Below are 23,162 nucleotides of genomic sequence, written 5' to 3'. Positions count from 1 at the left end.
TTTGCTCATTTAGCATGTACTTTTAGCATGTAGTGGTTGTGAGTTGCACATAATAAGCCCTATATGTGTAAACACATTGCAGAACGGAGCAGTGGAGTTTTAAAAAAGCCCCTTATTAATAAGAGGCTTTATATTTATTTTACATAGATATTAGTGAATTAATGAGCTAATTCTAATATACCCCACACTTCAAGGTTGTTCACTGTTACCACTGCATCACCATTTGCATTGGTTGTAACAGGTAACGTAGTACTTGTACCATCAGGTAAGTGTATCGTTGCCGCTGTTACAGCTTGCGGGAAGTAGCTCGCTGGAATCGCTACTGCAACACCGTTAAGTGTTGGTGTTACACCACCAGCAAATGGACGGTTAACTAAATGTACAACATACGGTGCATTGACATTAGTCTCGTGAATACGAGAAACTGCGGATACTGTTGCGTTAGAAACTGTACCATTAATATTCACATTGATAACTAAATCATCAATAGTACCACGTTGGCCTATGTGTCTAACCTTGCTGCCTTGTGCATCTAACACAGCTTGTTGCTCAGCCGTTAAGTAATTCAAGTCGCCGTCATAAAAGATATGATCAAACTTGTTAAAATCTTCGGCACGCGGCACAACAGGATAACCTGCATCACCAAACACTAACATGTCAAAGTTTATATTGTCTTCCGTAAGGATTTTCACACTTGATTGCACCTGATTACCACCATCAATGAAACCTGCTTTCATTGATGAGTACATAGCATGAACAAGACCGACTTTCGCATACGAGGTGTAATCATCGAACAACTGCTCATTTGCACGAACAAATTTGTAGATGTCACGATAGTTATCAGCACCAGGAGACCAAGTAAATACATCACCGCCTACCCAAACGTTTGCAGGAATAGAAAACAAGCCGCCATAAGCGTAAGCTTGCGCAACCCAGCCACGACCGAAACGAGGAGCATTTTTAACACGAAGTTCTTCAAACTCCCAAGGGTATGGGGCGTAGGCTAACGGTTTATTAATCGCTTGTGCACCTTTTAAGTGAACAAGAATATTGGTTGGTAATTCAGCTGTAGATGTTCTAGCACCTAAGTTTAATTCACCAGATAAGAAAGTAATATTCTCGTTAAAGATATAACCTCGTGATTCAAATAATTGTGTACTTGCACCAATTTCAATATCAGGGTGTGTTTCACGAATATAAGACAATACTTCACCGAACTTCTGATTCCAAACGTCACGGTTGAAGTATAAGAAGTCTTCAAGCATCGGAATATTACCTGTAACTGTATCTGCAGCATTTGAGAACGAAGTATGCGTTACACCGGCATCAAGTAAGTGCTGTTTGTAATCAAAGGTATTAATGTCGTTAATACCCATGTTTGCAAGAGCTGCGCTACTGTACTTTTTATCTAACCATATACGGAAGTTCTCCATTGCATATGGCGAGAAGTCGCCACCGAAAGTTCGCATATCGGTTGAGCGGGTAGAGTTGGTTTGTGTATCAAACATTAACTTATCTGGATTAGCTTTTAATAGTTGATCTACTTGCGACTTCATAAAAGGCACAAACGCAGGACTATGATTACTTAACCAATTGTTGTTATGACCGTTATGGCTTAAGTAACCCATAAATGTCATTCTCACATTACGATCATCAAGAGTTTGAACATAATGAGATTGAGGACTCGTTACATACTCAGTAAACCAACCGTACCCCCAGTCAAACTCTCCTCGAGCGGTATATTCAAGACCTTCGCTTTGATATTTATCAACAACGTTAACCGCCCAATCCATGATCACTGTTTCATCATAGAAATCGGATTCAGGTGGGTGCCCCCAGAAAGACCCCGTAGCACCAAAGTCAGCATAATCGCCTTCTTGACCACCATTATCTGCATCGTAAAAATCGCGATTTTGTGGATAAGTATACCAAACATCAGATTTCAACAATTTATTAGCTGCTGATATTTCTACCGGATCTTTCAAGAAGGGTAACCCTGTCACCGGGCCTTGAACTTCAGCTACATAATGATCGGCCGGATTGTAGATTGCAGGTGTACGAACAGTATTGTCGTTAACTTTAGCTATCCGAACAAAATCACCACTCCATTGCCAATCTGAACCACCAATTGCTTCAACGCGTATTGTGTGATTACCAGATGTTTCTACAACAAACTCACCACCATACAATTCATTTTCAGCCGAAATAGACCATCCACCTGTGCTTTCAAAGTAGCCCCAAGATGCAGTTTCTCCGTCAAGATCTATACGAGCACCAAAGCTACCTGTTTCTGGGGTAGTAACAGTGATAAACGCACGGTAAGTACCTGCTTCAAGGGCAATATTATTGTAGACGCCATAATCACCATTAGTAACGAAACCTACATTTGTGCCTGTGTCACCAACAACGAAACCGTCGTTAGGATCACTAGCAACACGACCGGTAGTACCTGTAGTATTAAAGTCTTCCAATTCGATGATAATATCATCTCCATCAATAATACTTACATCACCATTTTCTACTCCTTTCGAAGTGAAAAAACTTGCACCTAATTCCGCAGGTTTTAAGAAGTTTGTACCACCATTAACGTCGATGCCAAAACCGATAGAGGTTCCAACAGGACCGCTACCACCATCAGCATTACCTAAACGTAGTTCAAATGAATATTGACCTGGAGCAATATCACCAGCGCCAATATTCACAGCAACCGCTTGTGTTGAGTTTTGCCAGCTATCATCTGAAAGAACGAGTTGACCCGCAACGGTTAAACGTACACTGTCATCCATATCTTCAAAGAACGAAATAATACCGTCAGCATCAGAGATAATTCCCGTATAAATCTCGGTTGTATTACCCTTGATAGTGTCATGAATTTCTGCAAAGTCAGTAGTTCGAACCCAATTAGGATTTGTTTCTGTCCAGTTAGCAGCCCCCGTTACTTCACCACGCATTAAACCAGGTAAAGGAATCTCTGTTGGTGTCGGAGTTGGTGTCGGCGTTGGTGTCGGCGTCGGAGTTGGTGTCGGCGTCGGCGTTGGAGTCGGCGTTGGTGTTGGTGTCGGCGTTGGTGTTGGTGTCGGTGTCGGCGTTGGTGTCGGCGTTGGTGTCGGTGTCGGCGTTGGAGTCGGCGTCGGCGTCGGCGTCGGCGTCGGAGTCGGAGTCGGAGTCGATGCTAAAGTAAATGTAAAAGTATCTATATACCAGTTCCATTTGTTGGTACTACTTGTTGATTCAAGACGAACCATATGCGTACCTTGAGTCACCGAAATACCAGTACCAATTAATGTATCTGTCCAATCATTATAGTTTGAACCTGATATTTCTGACGAAGCAACTAGCACATTATCAACGTAAACATTGATACCATTGTCATTACCTTGCTCTGTAGAAATCATCGAGCTGAAGTCATATTCACCCGTAGCTGGGAAATCTACTTGATAATCAGCCCAATCACCCGTTTGAATACCGTTAGCAATAATACGACCTCCACCGCCCCAACTACGGGTTGTAAAACCATTGCCATTACCACCTGTCTCGAAGAAGTTTTCACCTTCTACAATTACAGAAGAGCCACCCGGAGTCGGAGTCGGAGTCGGAGTCGGAGTTGGTGTTGGTGTTGGTGTTGGTGTTGCAACTGCCGTCAATGAAAATGAATCCATATTCCATTGCCAGTTACCGCCTACAGCTCTGATACGCACTTGCGAAGTGCCTGCTGGTAGAGTGACTTGATGACTAGGCGTAAGCGCTTTAAAGTCATCCCATTGACCTGCAGGTACAGCAACTGTACCTTGGCTGACCCATGAGCCATTTTGATTCACTAAAAATTCAATATTCGTATTAGACGCGACACTTGTACCTACTAGGTACTCTACATTATAAACGCCGCCATCAACATTGACATTGAAATCCATATAATCTTCCGCATTTACAAAGTTAACAGCTGTAGTGCCATTAACTGAATAAATAGTGACTGGATCAGGTTGACCGTCGTCAAAAGTGCCACCCGAATTAACAAATGATTCTGCTTGAATTGTGCTCGTATCTGCATATGCATGCGTACCGATCGCTGCCAGTGACATGGCAATAGCCGCACTGATTAGTGTTTGTTTTGTATTATACATTCTATTTCCTTTTTAATTATTATTGGAAACATGGCAATTTACGTTAAGTTCATCCGAATATTCTGCTAATAAAATTCGATGATGATGATGTTAAGTGAATTCATGTTATCTCGTTATTGTTATTCTCTATTGATTATTTAAACAACAATCCAGTTAAAAATAACACAGTATTGTTAATTGAACAATGATAATTGTTAACAATACATTAACGTAATTGATAAATAAATAATCTTAGAGCGCAGCTATTGAAATATTAAATACGAGAAGGTCCTTAATAAAAGAGGCAATACAGAGGGTGTAAAAAATTAAACTTTGAGTTGTGAGTCATGCAAGTTAATCGTATATTTTTTGTAATTATACGATGCTATCTTTGATGAGGTAATTTAGAGCAGTACCGAACAAGTATTTGTCATGAAGTTTGTAAGAGCTATCTCTAAATATTAAAATAGCCTTCACTTTAGATTAATGCTGTATTTATAGTAAATAACCAGAGTCGGGATAAATAAAGTGCTACAACAGCCGTAATTATCCGTATTCCTTCGTTAAGAAAACTCCCAATAACCAGTTATTGGCTTCGTTTTCTCGCCTTGAAGGACAATATTTAAAACTATTGTAGAAGTATAATGGTGACTAATTGATATTATTAGGCTATAGATATTCATTACCCCGAGTTCAGGTTAAATAATATTTCTTACTTATTTTATAGCTTAGTTTTAGCTCTTATTTCATCAATTATGAAATCTGCATCTTCAAAGCTTTCCACTACATAGGCGCATTTATCTAACAAACTGTTTTCGACCGGTAGATAATCTGGAATGGCTACTGTTTGACACCCCGCTAATGTAGCTGCAGATACGCCTGCACTTGAGTCTTCAAAAACGAGGATATTTTCGGGTTTTATTCCTAATTTTTTAGCTGCTAGTAAATAACAATCAGGTGATGGTTTCGCAACATCAACTAAATCCCCTGTAATGAATACGGTAAAATAGTCCATGAAATCAGTACCGGTAAAGCTAAGTATAGCCGCGTCATGAGCGCTTGAAGTAACTAAACCAATAGGTAGTGATAATGATTTAACTTGTTCAAAGAATGTTATAAAACCTTTTTTAATTGGCATGCCCGCCGCTTTTTTATCATCTATATAGCGACGATTATGTTTAATGAAGTCTTTCATAGGGAAGCTTTCACCAAACATTTTATGCGCTCGTTGATAACATTCTACAGCACGTACTCCCACAAATGGGTCATACATTTCGGCAGTAAAATTCACGTTAAACGCTTTTGCACTAGCGACCCATGAGTCACAGTATATTTGTTCACTGTCGAAGATAGTGCCATCTTTATCAAATAACACTGCTTTTATTTCTTTTGTTAACATACACCCTCTTTTTACAATAATTTTTAATTTACCATTAGGGTCTGTTGATCTTTCGAGATTTTTTTACAACAGACCCTACATATTTTTAATATTAATGTGCACTTGTTTGGATTTACGCAGACAGACTGGAATTGATTTTGACGTAGGCGTAAAAGATTTATCCCCATAGCTATCCAATGGTACTAATGGATTTGTTTCCGGATAATAAGCCGCTAGGTTACCTTGCGGTATTTCATAGAAAACCAGTTTATAGCCATCTATAAGCCTTACTATACCATCATCCCATAACGATTGAACTTCAACTAATTCACCTTCAGCGAGATCATTTTTTTGAGCATCTAGGGAATTGATAAAAATAATTTTTCGATCATTTTTAATACCTCTGTACCTGTCATCTAAACCATAAATGGTGGTATTAAATTGATCGTGAGAACGTAAGCTTTGTAAAATAAACACCTGCTCTTTCTGCTCTGCAATTTTCGCCACAATTTTTTCTGGGATAATGTACTTAGGTAAGTGTACGGGGTTAAAGTTTGCTTTGTTAGACGCAGTTTTCCATATAAGATTAGTCGCATTGTTAGCTAAATGAAAACCATGTGGCTCTGCTATTTTTTGATTATAATTTTCAAAACCATCAATTGTTTGAGCGATCAGGTCTCTTATTTTCGAATAATCATCACGTAGTTCAAGCCAATCTATTCTCCCTTCTGGTAATGTATTATGCGCAATACTGGCCACAATATCAGTTTCAGAACGACAGTCATTACTGGCAGGTGTCGACATACCGTGCGACGCGTGAACCATACTAAAAGTGTCTTCAACGGTTATTTTTTGCGGGCCTGTTTTTTGTAGATCTAATTCAGTTCTACCTAAGCAAGGCAATATTAACGCGTCATCTCCTACCAGCAAATGGCTTCTATTTAATTTAGTGCTAATTTGAACATTTAGTTCGCTATTTTTTAATGCTTGAAAAACAAAATTTGAATCAGGTGCAGCTGCGGCAATATTTCCACCTAAACAAATAATAACTTTACTTTGTTTACTGTGAAGCGCTTTAATCGCCGCATTTACATTATGACCACCTAAGGTTGGTATTTGTGTACCTAAATGTTTATTTAATCGGTCAATAAAAGCATGTGTTGGTTTTTCATTGATACCCATTGTGCGATTACCCTGCACATTACTATGGCCACGCACAGGCGATAAACCTGCACCTGTTTTTCCTATTTGACCACATAACAAATGAAGGTTAGTTATTTCACGAATGGTATCCACTGAGTTTTTATGCTGAGTAATTCCCATCGCCCAGGTACTTATCACACGCTCACTGTCTTTAAAAACTAATGCAGCCTGTTGCAATTCAGCTTGGCTTAACCCTGACTGTTCTTCAATCTCATTCCAAGGAGTTGCTTTAACCACATCAGTATAAGCGTCAAATTGACTTGCATGCTTAGCGATAAAGTCGGTATTAATTTTATCTGCGTACTCTTCAATAATGACTTTTGCGATACCTCGTGCCGCAGAAAAATCACCGCCTAGCTTTGGCGTAAAGTATTTGTGGCTGATTTGTGTTGAGGCCGAGGTTAATAATTCTTTAGGGTTTTGTGGGCTAGCAAATTTATCCAACGCTACTTCTTTTAAGTTGTTAAAGGTAACTATTTTACAACCACCTTTAGCTGCTGATCTTAATGCATTCATCATCCTAGGATGATTCGTCCCTGGGTTTTGCCCCCAAACGAATATAGCGCTAGCATGATTAAAGTCATCTAAAACAACAGTGCCTTTAGCAACACCAATAGCATCATTTAAGGCTATACCACTCGCTTCATGGCACATATTTGAACAGTCAGGAAAATTATTTGTGCCATATAAACGACCAAAAAGTTGATATAAATAAGATGCTTCATTACTTGCTCGTCCAGAAGTGTATAGCTCAACCTCATTTGGGTTTTCTAAATTTTTTAGTTTATTAGCTATAATTTTAAAAGCTTGCTGCCAACTAACAGCCTCGTAATGATCCGTTGCTTTGTTATAGCGTACAGGTTGGCTTAATCGACCTTGGTATTCTAACCAATAATCCCCCTGTTGCATGAGTTGAGTAACACTATACTCTTTGAAAAATAATGGAGTAACCTTTTTATCGGTTGACTCCCACGCAACAGCTTTAGCACCATTTTCACAAAACTGAAAAGTGCCTTTAGTATTATCACCCCAAGCACAACCTGGGCAGTCAAACCCATCACTTTGATTAACGCGCAGTAAGTTTTTAATGTTATTTTTGGTTCTTTTACTCTTTAATAAATGTTTAATAGTCGACTGAACCGATGCTAAACCACCAGCTTTTAAGGGGATATTATTTTTCATCTTTATGGCCTCTAAGCACTTTATCTAATCTGAACTCGTGATAATAAATATGTATAACCTAATAATATCAATTGGTTATTTTTACACATCTACAATAGTTTTAATTATTGTTTTTCAAGGAGAGAAAACAAAGCCAATAACTGGTTATTGGGAGTTTTCACAACGCAGCTAATATAAGTGACTACGCATAATTAGCGCTGTTGTAGCATTTTGCTTATCCAGAATTCAGATTTTTTATTATCAATTTTTTGTAAACAGTGAAATTTCTACTCTGCAATAAAGCTTTTATTACGCATCTTTTATGGCATGTAATAAATAGGTAATTTATGTCTTGGTAAGTGGATCAAATTTAAGTTATGGGTGCTTGCTAAATTAACAGCTAATTGACTCGGCGAAGCTAAACTCATTAATGTTGTTGCACCAAATCGTAGTGTTTTTTGAATAAGTTCACTACTACAACGACTCGTTATTAATAAGATTCCAGATTGAGGAGATACCTTTTCTTGGATCAATGCGCCAATAAGTTTATCTAACGCGTTGTGCCTACCAATATCTTCTCGACAAAGCTGTATATTCGCGTCTTTATCTAACCAGAATGCTGCATGCATAGCACCACTGTGCTTAGCGCGCTCTTGCCACTTATTTAATTTTTCTCGCAAATGAGTTAATACATTTTCTTGGGGGGGACTTGATTGTGGTAAAATTGATTGCTCCGGAAAGGCTTGATTAAGCGCTTGCGTACCACACATACCACAACCACTTACGCCTTTTAGTTGACGTACCCTGTGCTTAAGTAATTGATTACAACGATTTGCGATCGTTATTTGGATTGTTAAACCATACTGACTTGCGTGATCTTGTATGTCATGAATGTCATAGAAGTGATTAATAATAGATTCACTAAATAAAAAACCAATGGCGAAGTCTGTTATGTCTTCAGGCGTAGCCATCATAACCGCATAACTAACACCATTAATTTCAATGGCAATAGCGGCTTCATCTGCTAAATAGTTTTCACTTACGTTTGAGTTATCCAACATTATTCAGGATATTTTCCATTCGTTAACTTTCAAAAAAATTAATTATCTAAAAAATCAGCATCTAAGAATTAATATCTAATCGTCAGTTAAATAATTAAGTAATTAGTTAAGTAATCAATTAGGTAAATAGTTAAAATACTCTTTTATTACTAAGCATTTTAACTATGCCATTAAATACGGCTATTTGTCTTGAGCATCTGCACTTTTATGTAACGTATTTACCTTCAATGAACCTAATTGCATCACTTCACCATTACGCCAGCGAATAGTGGCAGACTTAATTTTTGTATCAGTTCCTAAGCCAAAATGTAATGTATTTAATAAACTCTGTGAGAATACTTCTCCGGCTGAGCCTACTCTTTGTAAATATTTTTCACCTGAAATAGCTTCAACCGTGACCAAGGCAGAATAAGGATCAATATTGCTTTTAGGACTATAACCCACATTGATTAATATATAGTTGCCTAATAGTTTTTCTTTATTTTGATAAAGATACCAAGTCCCCTCTTCTTCACTCCCGTTTAACATATCTACTTGACCATCAAGATCAAAATCGAATGCTTGCCCCATGTCACCATGACCTGTGTCTTCGCGGTCAAATGCGCCATGGGATGTGATAATTTCAAAGCGTCCTTTACCGTTATTCAGTAATAACAAATCGGCAATTCTTTCTCTTAAATAACCATAGCGGTAAACGAATAAATCTTGCCAACCATCATTATTAAAATCTGCATGAGTAACTCCCCAAGTATTAATACCTAATGGAATATTCCACTCTTTGGTTGCATCAACAAATCGATCACCTTTATTCACTAATAATATATCTTGTTGATTACGGTTATTCGGTGTCCAATCATAATCAACATTAGTTACCCCTGTTAATGAGAAGGTAATGGTCCAATAAATATTTTGATCTCGTACCCATTCAGCTTGCCATTTGCCATCGCCCAAATAACCGATATACATACCATTAATTAACCGCTCTTCTGGCCACCCTTCCGCTTGGCTTGGTGCTATGGTTAACTCTGTAGCTGCATGCTTCATTTCTTCGGGTAACTGAGTGGGTTGAAAACCTTTAGCTTTAACTATTTTTCGGGTTTTATTTTTTCCTAAAAAAATGGCAAAACCGCCATCATATAAGCGATAAGTTAATTCCATTGCAGAAAGATTAATAGCGTCATCAGCGGTAAAATTAATTAGCGTTGAGCCTTTTTCACCGTCATCACGAATATCTAGTTTTTCATTTTTAGGGTTAAAATCAATCGACTTTTGCGATAATTTATAATGGGTTTTACCACCAGCTAAGTATAAATCGAATAAGCCATCATTATTTACATCTACATCGGTTACCGCATTTACTTCACTAATATCAATACCTTTTGGTAACCAAGTTTTGGTTACTTCTGTAAAAGTAAAATCGCCATTGCCTTGCCATAATGATAACGGGGCAAAAAGTAGAATATCGTCGATACCGTCATTATTAAAATCTGTAATTAAGGTACGTTCAGCCTCTACTTTTTCGATACCTGGGATAAGTTGTTGAGTGAATTTTCCTTTATCATTATTTTTATAAAAAATATGACGAGGGCCATCATAATTAGGTCTTTTCGCATTAATGAAAACTAGATCTAAATCACCATCGAGATCTAAATCAACCCAACGAGGAGAGCGCCCTCTTGTTGGTACCGTAATACCAACTTCTTGAGAAACATCCGTAAATTTACCTTCATCATTATTTAAAAGCATGTACGAAGTTGGGTTACTGCCGCTTCCGCCACCTTTAGCCACCATAATATCTAAATCGCCATCAGCATCATAATCACCTATTGCTGAACCATGAAAGTCTTGCGCATTGGTAAATAATCGCTCAATGCTAACTGTTCCATCACCATTATTTATCACAAGCTGTGTAGGAATATGGTTGTGATTATTCAATACAAAATCATAATCGCCGTCAGCATCAATATCACCTACTGAAGGACCTCCATATTTATAAGTATTCTCCGTTTCAAATGCTGCTGCTTTTGAAACATCCGCAAAACTTGGTATTTCAAGGCCGATCACCTCTTCAAATTTAATGTTATGTAATTTGATATCAGCCGTTCTTCTAACGAATGTTAACGTTTGAATTCCAGTAGATTCAAAATCAACAAGGAGATTTAAAGTATGTTTACCTTTAGTAGGTATATTGATGTTATCAACAATAAGTTTTTCACCATCAAATATACTTAAATTGGCATAACTTGAGTCAATTGAAACATCCAATGTTAACCGTTTTAACTTACTCCCTTTAACCTGGTAGTTCATTTGATAATTGTGTTCATTAGTTAAAAGAACCGGGCTATCAAATATTTTTTGCTGAGACACAAAGCTAGCCTCAGCATTTGTATTTGCAGTAGCACTATCAACTTCTGCGGCCTGAATAGAAAAAACGAATGGGACAAGGGTTAATAAATTAATTAATTTCATAAGATACTACTTTTTAAGTACTGTATTGTTGCTTTATTTTAAATAAACTTTAAGACTTTAGTCATCGGCAAGGAGAAGACGGCAAAGGTTGATAGGCTTGACTATCTAATTCATTGGCAGTTGAAATGAACGTTACTCTAGTTATTTAATAACGCTTATTAAAGATGTTCAACGCATTCTGTTGAACATCTTGTCTCGCATAATGAACAATAATAAGCGCCTATTCGGTTACCACCAAATAGTGTAGAAAGCGACCAGTAAAGCAGTACAAATCATTGCCGCAATATTGTATGTTCTATCAGTTTTAAAACATACGTCATCTAAATTAACACTTTGGTTTTCACTTCTTTCTATTGTTTTTAATGAAACTAGTACCGTTAATCCAACACACATTAAGAACACAATACCTATTCTATCCATAAATGGTAATTCTGGTAGGAATACGGCAAATAGTACAGAAAAGACCGCTGAACCAATTGCAGCAGCAAGTGCCCCTTGCGATGTGGTTTTAGACCAGAACATCCCCATTAAGAAAATGGTTGTGATACCTGGAGAAAATAAACCAGTAAATTCTTGAATATACTGAAATGCTTGCTCAAACTTACCAAGTAGCGGTTGTGCCATTATCAGTGCAATAACCAATGACGTTAAGGTAGCTAAACGACCAACATTTACATAATGATGTTGAGACTTATTTGGTTTAATCTTGCTGTATAAATCCATAGTAAAAATGGTTGATATACTATTAGTCATTGAGGCTAATGATGAAACAATAGCGGCCACAAATGCTGCAAAAATTAATCCTTTAATACCGACCGGCATTAATGTCATCATCGATGGATAAGCTTGATCTGGTTTATCTAAGGTTGGATAAATCAATGCCGCAGCAATACCCGGTAGAATAACAATTATAGGCATAAGGATTTTTAAGTACGCCGCAAAAGCGATCCCTTTCTGCGCTTCTTTAAGGCTTTTAGCCGCAAGAGCACGTTGAATTATGTATTGATTAAATCCCCAATAACCTATGTTCATTACCCATAAACCACCGATAAGTACAGAAATACCTGGCAAGTTTTTATAGTTAGCATTATCTGACGATAAAATCATTTCAAAATGACCTGGTAACTTTTCAGTGAGCACACCTAGCCCAGCTAATACACCTTGGCCATCAGAAACCGTATCGAGTGCTAAATAACTCAATAGGAGGCCACCAAATACAAGTAAAACGACTTGAAGAATATCAGTATAAGCAACTGCCTTTAGCCCACCATAGAGTGAGTAAGTTACTGAAAGTACGGCTAAGAAAATCATGCCGACCATCCAATCAACGCCTGCTACTGTTTCTATAGCTAAACCACCTAACCAAAGTACAGAGGTTAAATTGACAAAAATAAACACAGCTAACCAAAATAAAGCTAAGGTTGTTTTTACTCGGCTATCAAAACGTTGCTCAAGATACTGTGGCATAGTATAGATTTGATTTTTTAAAAATACTGGTATCAAATATTTACCAACAATAAATAGCGTGATCGCTGACATCCATTCATACGAAGCTATTGCTAAGCCTATAGCATAGCCAGATCCTGAAGCTCCAATAATTTGCTCTGCTGAAATATTAGCTGCAATTAATGATGCACCAATTGCCCACCACGGTAGTGCTTTACCCGCAAGAAAATAGTCTTCGGTATTACGTTCATGGTTTTTATCTTCTCTTGAGATCCATAAAGCAATCACTATAAGACCAATAACATAAGCGACAAAAACACCTATATCTATGCTATCTAAGTTCATTTTCTATCCTTTGTTTTGTACATGCTTTTACATAAATTTTCGTCTCACAGAGTTTTTAAAATATGCGAGACGAATTATATTTGAAGGATTACTTTACTTTTATGTAAATGATTTGATCTTCAAAACCTTTGATTTTCGCTGTAATTTTAGCTACGCCAGCAGTGCGGGTTGCTTGTATAATTGCTAATGCTCGACCTTTTGAAGTAATAAGGCTATTTGATTGAAAGTCTTGAATATTATCTTGCGCACCATTATCCACACCCAATAATTTAATCTCACCTTCAATATCAAAAGTCACTTTCATATTATCTGTTTTTATCGGTCGACCAGCTTTATCTGTTAACTGAACAATAAGATGTGCTACATCATATCCATCAGCATCAAGTACTGTTTTATCTGTAGTTAAACTAAAACCAACAGCTTTAGAGGTGGTTTCAACTTCGGCAATAATCTCTTGACCATTAAAGCCTGCTTTAGCAGTAATAGTACCCGGCTCAAAAGGTACTACCCAACGGAATATGCGATCAGGGCTTTCTGACATACTTCGGTAACCTAAAGACCTACCATTGATAAATAACTCTACCGTGGCGTAATTAGAAGATATTTCTACTAATATCGGTTGCTGTTTTTTGTAATTCCAATGCCTATTAGAATTACGCCAGTTATAACTTGCTTTACTATCGGCAACGGCTAATCCTGAAAGTTCATCAGCACTAAAGCCTGATGTGTCTAAAGGTAAGGTACCAATAGATAAATGCGGTTCATTGACCCAAATACTTTTAAAGTAATTCCAGCCTTGTTGTTTAAAACCTGCTAAATCGAGCATGTCGCCCCAACCACTTTTTTCAGGCCATTTTTTATGTCGCTCGCCCATGTAGTCAATGCCAGTCCACATGAAAATACTGAAAACACCTGGGTTCTCTAGAACGTATTTCCAATCATCCCAAGTACCTGGGTTTTCATTAATGGTAATAAGTTGATCTGGAAAGTGCGTTTGTGCCCATGGAATGGTTAAATTACGGTAGCTATAACCGGAAATATCAACAGTGTCAGCATATCCACTAACATGACTAACCTGCGGCACAATCATATTAGTGGTTGTAGGGCGTGTAGTATCAAGCTCTTTCACCCAACTAGCGACTTTCTCAGCGGTTTCAGCCAGAATGTAATCACCTTTTTTAGAGTCTTCAAAGCGCTGAGTTAACTCTTCAGGTGTGAACATTGGACCACTTCCCCAGTAAGCTCCTGAGTTTTGAGGGTCATTTGGGTCTTCCCAAAAACCAGTAACGTAACGGTAATGTAAGTAGGTCCACTCGATTTCGTTACCAATACTCCATTGCACAACGCTAGGGTGATTTCTATCGCGTAACATAGTACGAGTTAAATCGCTTTTCGCCCATTTTTGAAAATGCTCAACATAACCTTTAGAAATTTCATCGTCATGTCTTTCGTGATAATTTAAGCGCTTGTCTTTTGCATAATCAAATTCATCGAAGAATTCATTTTGAACTAAAAAGCCCATTTCATCACACAAATCTAAAAACTCTTGTGAATAAGGATTGTGCGCTGTACGTATAGCATTAACACCTGCGTCTTTTAATAACTGTAATCGACGTTTCCACACACCTTTAGGCACTGCGGCACCAACTAAGCCTGCGTCATGGTGTAAACTTACGCCCTTCATTAGGGTCGGTTTACCGTTAAGGAAAAATCCTTTTTTTGCTTCAAATTTTATGCTGCGAATACCAAATGGTGTTTCATATTGATCAATAATTTCGTCTTTACTTTCTAAAGTAGTTACTGCGGTATACAAGTTAGGATTTTCCGTATCCCAAAGCAGTGGGTTATCGACAATAAATGTTTGCGCTACATTGTTTTCTGAGTTGCTTTTAACCTTTACTTTTTTACGATTACTAGCAACGCGATTACCTTTATTATCAATAATATGTGTAACAAGCATTAATGATTTATTCTTTTTGTATTCGTTATCTATATCCACCGACAAGTGTATTTTCGCCTGTTTATCAGATACTTCAGGCGTGGTAATAAATGTACCCCAAATAGGAATATGAATTTTATTAACAGTAATAAGCTTTACATTACGATAGATACCACTACCCGTGTACCAACGGCTATCAACATAGCGAGAATGATCAACATGTACGGTTAAGATGTTGTCACTACCATCTGTATTTAAATAGTCAGTTAAATTGAAATAAGTTGGAGAATAACCATAAGGGTTTTCACCTAACAAGTGACCATTTAGCCAAAATGTAGCGTTGTTATACACACCATCAAATAAAATAAATGTGCTTTTATCTTTAGGAGTATGTGGCGTTTTAAAGTGCTTTTGATAAATCCCTACTCCGCCTGGTAAATAGCCAGTAGCTCCTTCAAGGTTTTCATCAAAAGAGGCTTCAACACTCCAGTCATGAGGTAGACGAATATCACGCCAGCTATCATCAACCAATGGTAACTTTTCAGGTAAATCTGTGTCATTAACAAGGCTAAATTTCCAGTCAAAGTTAAAATCGACTTCTCGACTAGCCGCATTAGATGTATCGGCTACCTGCTGATTATCGTTTAATTTACTTGCATGAGTTTGACCTAAAATGAGTAAACATATCAGTAAACCAAATGTATTTTTTATTATTAATTTCATCATTATTAACTTCATCATTATTGAGTTTTATAAATTAATCGTACGACTTACGTGAATAACATTTTCTATCTTTAACACAGACACCAGCAAAGATTAATTGTCAACATTAAACAAAGAGTAACTTACTATAAGTTCATTTACAATACAGAGTTAAACAATTAGAAAACACTTCATGGATTAATATTTAACCTAATCCTGGGGTGGTTAAACTGTAAAAAATAGAAATATCAAATACTTACATCAATACGTCGACAATAGTTTTAGTTATTGTCCTTCAAGGCGAGAAAGCGAAGCCAATAACGAGTTATTGATAATTTTCTTAACGAAGGAATACAGATAAATAAAGATTTTGTAGCACTTTGCTTATCCCGAACCCAGGTTATTTAAACTTAACTAGTTCATTACAACCTGTATCTTAATAAAGTTGCATGTTTATTCTTTCCCTGTATGATAATTGTTAACAAAACACAATGTGACTTATATGAATTTGATTAAAGGTTAGATACTATGAATAATATTATTTCTCGTCGAGGTGCTCTAAAATTTTTTGGCGCCGGTGTAGGTGCTGGTGTATTAGCAGCAAGTGCAGGATGCAGCTCAGCATTAACTAAAAATTCAGCAACAAGCCCTAAAGTAAAAGTGCCGACAAAAACACAAGATAATTGGAGCAATACCTATGACCGTGTTTGGTTAGGTGGTGAGTTTTGGGCAAGCCCAATGGAAGATTGGCGAGTAAAAGACGGTTATGCTGAATGTGTTAACCCTGGCGGTAACCGCAGTATTCATTCATTAACCCATCAAATTACACAAACCAATGCCCCTTTTAATGTAAGCGTTCGTATAGAAAACTTAAAAGAGAATGATAATGACGGCGGTGCCGGTATTCGATTGGGTGCGCGCAGTGAATTAAACGAATATCGTAGTAATTGCTTTGTACGTGAAGGCCTAGACATAGGCATCCTTAAAAATAAATTAATGATTGGTAACGAAAGTACTGTTCTAAGTCAAAACATTGGTCAGCAACCGGTAGATTTAGTCTTAACGGCTACGCCTCAGGTTGGTGCTATGATGTTACACGCTGATGTTCGTTTAGTGAGTACTCAGAAATCATTAGGTAATTTAAGTCTTCTGGTTTCAGGTGATGAAATTATAGGTAATATTGCCTTAGTGAGTAACTTTGCATTAGCACCTACTGATTTTCAATCAGATGCTGTAGAACACAACGGCAGTCGCTATCGCTTTAGTCAATGGGCAATGAGTGGTGATGCATTTGAAAATACGCCTAGCCAACGATTTGGTCCTATTTTGTGGACTATGTACACATTAAGTGACTCGCTTAACAATGAAGGATTTATTTTAAAACTGACCGCATTAATTGGTCCTATGGGCGAAAATGATACCAAAATTGCTGAGTTACAAATAAACCGTAATAATGAATGGGTATCTGTTGCGACTGCTAATATTGATCCAGCGGCTTCAATCGCTAGCTTTAGAGTTACTCAATGGGATGAAAGAAATCAAACTCCTTTTAGAGTAGTTTATAACGAAGCACATAAAGACGGTACGACTACAGCAGATACCTATGCAGGTATAATAAAAGCCAATCCGATAGGTCGGCCTATGCGTATGGCCTCTTTAACCTGCCAAAATGATTACGCTTTCCCTTATGCCCCTGTTGTTGAAAACTTAGTAAACCTAGAACCTGATCTAGCCTTTTTCTCAGGAGATCAATTATATGAAAGTCACGGCGGTTTTGGTTGTGTTAGAGCTCCAGCAGATCGCGCTGTATTAAATTACCTCAGAATGTATTATCAGTTTGGCTGGTCTTTTAGAGACGCTATGCGTAATCAACCTACGGTTTGTCTACCTGATGACCACGATGTATTACAAGGTAATTTATGGGGTGAAGGTGGCGCGCCTATGCAACATATTGAGCGTGATCCTACAGCAAGTGTATTAGGTGGCTATATTCAGCCAGTGAGTATGATTAATGTGGTTCATCAAACCAATACCGCACATCACCCTGATCCTTATGATGCAACAACAACGCCCAGTGGTATCAGCAGTTATTATGGGAGTATGATTTACGGTGATGTCGGCTTTGCTATTTTAGCTGATCGCCAATGGAAAAGTGGTCCTGAACGAATTGGGGTTGATGTTGGTATAACGGGCCAAGATGAAGCACCAGAATATATTAATCCTGACTATGATAAACCTGATTTAAAATTATTAGGTGAACGCCAAGAAGCCTATTTGAAAGTTTGGGGACAAGATTGGCGCGGTCACAAACTTAAGGCGGTATTGAGCCAAACAGTATTTGCCGGTATTGCGACCCATCAACCACGTCCTGATCGCTATTTAAAATATGATTTTGATTGCAGCGGTTGGCCATCGTCAGCTCGTAACAATGCCATTGACATAATGCGAGACTCAATGGCATTACATATTTGCGGAGATACCCATTTAGGTACACTCTCACAATATGGTGTTGACCAACAACGTGATAGTAACTGGGCATTTTGTAGCCCTGCTATATCCGCAGGCTGGCCACGTTGGTGGGCTCCTGACTCTATCAACTTAACGTATAACAACCGACCAAAACATGGGCTACCTAATACAGGCGAGTACTTAGACGCTTTTGGTAATAAAATGTATGTATACGCCGTTGCTAATCCTGTAGTGGGTAAATCAGGTAACCGTTATGTTCAAGCCAATGAAAAAGGCTCGGGGTTTGGCTTTATTACCTTTGATACCGAGCAAGGTACTTATACTATGGATGCATACAAATTTTTAGTTGATGTAACTGATAATAAACCATCAAATCAATTTGAAGGTTGGCCTGTGACTATTCATAAAGAAGAAAACAGTGGTAAAAATCGCTTAAGTTAAGCGCGTAAATATATACCCGTTATCAATCAAAATGTGTATTTCTGCATCTTGAATGGTAACGGGTATAGCCGCAACTATCACTGAGTATCATCAAAGTTATTGCCATTAAAACGATTCAAAACACATCTATTGGTATTATTTATCGAAATTTCTTGTCCTATTTTTTACATTAAGCCTGTATTGAAAAGGAGTTGCTTTGAACTGCTTTTTAAATTGGGAAATGAAATGTGATGGATTTGAAAATAAAAGCTCATAACTGATGTCAGTAATAGATCGTTCTGTTTGACTGATCAACCTAGCTGCACTATATAATTTATGCCGTAAGCTATATTCAGTAAAATTACATCTAAATATTTTTTTGAACAATCGAGAAAAGTGTGACGGTGAAACAAAGCACATCTTTGCAGCCTCTGGTAACGTTAATTCGACACAATTATTTTTCCTAAATAAATCAATAACAGGGGATAATTTTTTATACCCTGAACTAGAATAAATTGGTAACGTGTTTGGAGGATCAACTTGATTGGCATGCTCAGCGATCCAAAGAATTAATAACCGCAATAGGGTTACACTAATACTGCTTAATGGATTGTCTGTATAGCTTTGATGTAACCATTCAACTTGACTTTTTACTATGGCTAAATGTTCGTTGCTTAGTCGTAAATGCTGACCTCGCTCAAAACTATTTGCAATTTTTTTTAATTCACCATCATCAAAAACTTCAGGAATAAACTGAATGATGTACCAAGACTTTGATGTGTTTTTAAGTTCAAAATCATGCGTTTCTAGTGCTGGAGTATAAACAATATCATGGTCTTGTAGTTTAGATTCTCCTTGGCTATAAAAATAATTACCCTCTATTTTTTCAAATAATATTAATTCATGTACCTCATGAAAATGCATAAAACACGAGTACGGCATGTCTTCTTCATATTGTACTTTGTGTATTTCAAACTGATAACCCTGTTCAATACAAAAAGGCTCACAGTATACTTGTTTGTCATTCATAACTGTCATCATATATCTAGTATTAATTGCATAAATACCATTATTTATCTTATAAATAAAGCAAATATTTGTTATTGCAATTGGTATTAGTAACTAAGTCTTAGAAAGTCACTTTCTTTAGCTGTTATGTTATGGGTAAAGGGGGGAATTTTAGGAATAAAAAAGCACTCGTTTAACTAAATAAACGGGTGCTTTATGTTAATACATTATGAGACAGTAACGATTAAGAACGATATTCTACTTCAACGTCATAATCATCTTCGTTCCAGTCGTCGTCATCTAAGTCATCGTTATAAGCCGCTATCGTTTCTTCATGGTAAGTATCCCACTTAAATTCAGCAGTTTTACCATCAATTGGCGCAGCTTCTTCCTCTTCAGGTAGCTCTTCGATAAAGGTCATTACTCTTTGCGCTAACTCTTGTGTACCAGTACGATTAGCTGCAGAAATACTATGTACTTCGCCTTTCCAGTCAAGGCCAGCAAGTATTGCGTCAGTAATTTCTTTTGCTTCTTCTTCTAACACTAAATCGGTTTTATTGAATACAATCCAGCGTGGTTTTCCAGCAAGTTTTTCATTATGCTGCTCTAATTCGCTGATTATCGTTTTAGCATTTTCTAAAGGATCTGAACCATCGATAGGAAGAATATCAATAACGTGCAATAAGATACGACAACGTTCAAGGTGCTTTAAGAATTGAGTCCCTAAACCAGCACCTTCGGCAGCACCTTCGATAATTCCTGGAATATCGGCAATAACGAAGCTACGTTGAGTATCTAAACGTACTACACCTAAATTAGGTACTAAGGTAGTAAACGGGTAATCAGCTACTTTTGGTGTCGCTGCTGATACGCTACGAATTAAGGTAGATTTACCAGCATTTGGTAAGCCTAACAAGCCAACATCAGCAAGTAACAATAATTCTAATTTAAGATGACGAACTTCACCTGGTGTACCATCGGTACGTTGGCGTGGTGTACGGTTGGTACTACTTTTAAAACGTAAGTTACCCAAACCATGCCAACCGCCTTTAGCGACTAATAGTTTTTGACCTTTATGAGTCAAATCACCAATTTGTTCACCGGTATCTTGATCGATAGCGCGCGTACCAACAGGTACTTTTAGAACAAGATCGTCAGATCCTTTACCTGTACAGTTTTGCGGTTGACCATTTTGGCCACGCTTAGCACGATGAAAACGTTCAAAACGGTAATCGATTAGTGTATTTAAGCTTTCATCTGCAATTAAAAATACATCACCGCCATCACCGCCATCACCACCGTTAGGGCCTCCATACTCAATAAATTTTTCTCTACGGAAACTGACACAGCCGTTGCCACCATCGCCCGCTTCAACTCTGATCTCAACTTCATCAACAAATTTCATGGTATCTCAATAACCCTAATGTGGTAATTCTTGTTCAATAACGCGTTTATATTAACGTTAGTCTAATTAACGCTAGTATAAACTATTTTTGACCGACTAAATATCAATCTCTACTCAGCCTAAAAAAAAATAAAAAAAAACCTCGCATGAAGCGAGGTTTTTATGAGTCTAAGTTTTTAATTAGTCAGCAATAATGCTAACAAACTTACGACTTTTTGGACCTTTAACTTCAAATTGTACTTTACCGTCAGATAAAGCAAATAAAGTATGATCTTTACCGATACCCATGTTGTCACCAGCGTGGAAACGAGTGCCACGTTGACGAACAATAATGTTACCAGCTAAAACAGATTCGCCACCAAAACGCTTAACACCTAGGCGTTTAGCTTCTGAGTCGCGACCATTTCGTGTACTACCTGCAGCTTTCTTATGTGCCATGTCAAAATGCTCCTAATTAGCCGTTAATACCAGTAATCTTCACTTCAGTGAACCATTGACGATGGCCCGCTTGTTTGCGTGAATGCTTACGACGTTTGAATTTAACGATAGTAACTTTAGGTGCGCGAGCTTGGTTAACAACCTCTGCAACTACTTTACCACCAGCAACGTAAGGCGCGCCTACATTGATGTTTTCGCCATTGGCGATCATTAAAACGTTATCAAATTCTACTGTTGCGCCTACTTCAAGCTCAAGCTTTTCTAGACGAACTGTTTGTCCTTCGGTTACACGATGCTGTTTACCACCGCTTTGGAATACCGCGTACATAGCTACTCCGTACTGCGCCAATCTTTTACTTATTCAGTAAAGTTATATGACGCTAAATTTAAAAATATAGGGCGCGAATTCTACGCTAAGAAATTAGCGAGGGCAAGTTTAAATATGATCATTTGACAAGTTTATTTTAATTCTTAGTGTTTTATTAACTTTTCATCCAACAATTTAAAAACAATACGGTTAGAAAAGTTCTTTTGGATAAAATTTAGTGTAAACTTTATCCCCTTAAACAGGGTAAGTAACTAATTGAAACCTTTTGATTAATAACTAAACGAAATAGCTAAAGAAAAGCAATATGGGCAATAACGTAGATATTCAAGCAATACAAAAATTAGCACAAAGCGACATGACTGCAGTAAACGATCTTATTTATGATCAATTACAATCTGACGTTGCTCTCATTAATCAATTAGGTATATACATTGTTAACGGTGGTGGTAAGCGAATGCGCCCAATGTTAACAGTGCTTGCCGCTAGAGCATTAGGTTATAAAGGCGTTCAACATTTAAATATTGCTGCCATTATAGAGTTTATTCATACCGCAACTTTATTGCATGATGATGTGGTTGACGAGTCAAACATGCGTCGCGGTAGAGAAACCGCTAATGCGCTTTTTGGTAATGGCGCGAGCGTACTGGTAGGCGACTTTCTCTACACCCGTTCGTTTCAAATGATGACTAAAATCGGCGATATGCGCATTATGGATATTTTATCTGATGCGACCAATATTGTTGCTGAAGGTGAAGTATTACAATTAATGAATTGTAATGATGCTAACACTACAGAAGAAAGTTACATGCAAGTTATCTACTGTAAAACAGCTAAACTATTTGAAGCAGCAACCCGACTTGCCGCGGTAGTTTCACAGCAAGATGACAAAGTTGAAGCTGCAATGGCTGATTACGGTAAATATTTAGGAACTGCCTTTCAACTAATTGATGATGTAATGGACTACACCGCTGATGCACAAGCTATGGGCAAAAACGTTGGTGACGACCTGGCTGAAGGCAAACCTACCTTACCATTACTTTATGCCATGAATAATGGCACTGAGGCGCAACAAGCATTAATAAAAGATGCTATTGAAAATTGTACTGGCATGGATAACCTTGATGCTATTTTGCAAGCAATGGAAGAGACTGGCTCTATTACCTACACTAATAATAAAGCCGCTGAAGAAGCAGATAAAGCAATTAAATCATTAGAGGTTATCCCAGATTCAGATTATAAATCTGCACTTATTTCTCTAGCGCATATTGCAGCCAATCGCTCAGTTTAACT

General features: G+C 37.6%; 13 protein-coding genes. 2 read left to right on the top strand and 11 right to left on the bottom strand.

The genetic code is table 11. From position 1 onward, the window contains the following. Positions 1–158: 158 nt before the first annotated feature. The 7 genes from CWS31_RS17905 to CWS31_RS01305 all read right to left on the bottom strand — a co-directional run bounded on the left by CWS31_RS17905 (position 159) and on the right by CWS31_RS01305 (position 15,828). Positions 159–4,121 carry a carbohydrate-binding protein gene (locus CWS31_RS17905; protein ID WP_148747643.1) on the bottom strand — a complete coding sequence of 1,321 codons (3,963 nt, stop codon included), beginning with the start codon at positions 4,119–4,121 and terminating at the stop codon, positions 159–161. Between the two features lie 700 nt (positions 4,122–4,821). Then, entirely contained in the window at positions 4,822–5,499 is a 678-nt protein-coding gene (locus CWS31_RS01330; RefSeq protein WP_148747642.1) for an HAD family hydrolase, read from the bottom strand. 75 nt (positions 5,500–5,574) lie between these two features. After that, complete coding sequence (locus CWS31_RS01325) at positions 5,575–7,863, bottom strand: FdhF/YdeP family oxidoreductase (protein WP_148747641.1); 2,289 nt, start codon at positions 7,861–7,863, stop codon at positions 5,575–5,577. A 299-nt stretch (positions 7,864–8,162) separates the two neighbouring features. Beyond that, positions 8,163–8,903 (bottom strand): formate dehydrogenase accessory sulfurtransferase FdhD, encoded by a 741-nt coding sequence (gene fdhD, locus CWS31_RS01320; RefSeq protein WP_148747640.1) that lies wholly within the window; start codon positions 8,901–8,903, stop codon positions 8,163–8,165. A gap of 180 nt (positions 8,904–9,083) precedes the next feature. Further along, on the bottom strand, positions 9,084–11,372 hold the full coding sequence (locus CWS31_RS01315; protein WP_148747639.1) for a CRTAC1 family protein: 2,289 nt from the start codon (positions 11,370–11,372) through the stop codon (positions 9,084–9,086). A 228-nt stretch (positions 11,373–11,600) separates the two neighbouring features. After that, the gene (locus CWS31_RS01310; RefSeq protein ID WP_148747638.1) at positions 11,601–13,163 is read right to left on the bottom strand and encodes a sodium/sugar symporter; all 1,563 of its coding nucleotides are present in this window, start codon (positions 13,161–13,163) and stop codon (positions 11,601–11,603) included. 88 nt (positions 13,164–13,251) lie between these two features. Continuing rightward, a complete protein-coding gene (locus tag CWS31_RS01305) occupies positions 13,252–15,828 on the bottom strand; it encodes a glycoside hydrolase family 2 TIM barrel-domain containing protein (RefSeq protein ID WP_246143262.1) in 2,577 nt (858 codons plus the stop codon). Between the two features lie 504 nt (positions 15,829–16,332). On the opposite strand from CWS31_RS01305, the gene CWS31_RS01300 reads away from it, so the two are divergent. Next, positions 16,333–18,714: an alkaline phosphatase D family protein gene (locus tag CWS31_RS01300; protein WP_148747637.1), complete on the top strand. Its 2,382-nt coding sequence runs from the start codon at positions 16,333–16,335 to the stop codon at positions 18,712–18,714. A 135-nt stretch (positions 18,715–18,849) separates the two neighbouring features. Here CWS31_RS01300 and CWS31_RS01295 read toward each other — a convergent pair whose 3' ends face one another. From CWS31_RS01295 to rplU, 4 genes are all read right to left on the bottom strand, one after another. Further along, positions 18,850–19,722, bottom strand: coding sequence for a helix-turn-helix transcriptional regulator (locus tag CWS31_RS01295; protein WP_148747636.1), 873 nt, complete (start codon positions 19,720–19,722; stop codon positions 18,850–18,852). 223 nt (positions 19,723–19,945) lie between these two features. Further along, complete coding sequence (cgtA, locus tag CWS31_RS01290; RefSeq protein ID WP_101343343.1) at positions 19,946–21,106, bottom strand: Obg family GTPase CgtA; 1,161 nt, start codon at positions 21,104–21,106, stop codon at positions 19,946–19,948. Positions 21,107–21,286: 180 nt separating this feature from the next. After that, a complete protein-coding gene (gene rpmA, locus CWS31_RS01285) occupies positions 21,287–21,544 on the bottom strand; it encodes a 50S ribosomal protein L27 (RefSeq protein ID WP_101343342.1) in 258 nt (85 codons plus the stop codon). A 16-nt stretch (positions 21,545–21,560) separates the two neighbouring features. Further along, on the bottom strand, positions 21,561–21,872 hold the full coding sequence (rplU, locus tag CWS31_RS01280; RefSeq protein WP_101343341.1) for a 50S ribosomal protein L21: 312 nt from the start codon (positions 21,870–21,872) through the stop codon (positions 21,561–21,563). 304 nt (positions 21,873–22,176) lie between these two features. Here rplU and ispB point away from each other — a divergent pair, with 304 nt between their 5' ends. Then, positions 22,177–23,160, top strand: a complete 984-nt coding sequence (gene ispB, locus CWS31_RS01275) for an octaprenyl diphosphate synthase (protein ID WP_101343340.1) — start codon at positions 22,177–22,179, stop codon at positions 23,158–23,160. Positions 23,161–23,162 lie beyond the last annotated feature (2 nt).

The sequence above is a fragment of the Colwellia echini genome (assembly GCF_002843355.2).
Taxonomy (GTDB): Bacteria; Pseudomonadota; Gammaproteobacteria; order Enterobacterales; family Alteromonadaceae; genus Colwellia; species Colwellia echini.
The sequence above is the reverse complement of the archived record's forward strand: the minus strand, read 5'-3'. Positions and strand labels throughout refer to the sequence as shown.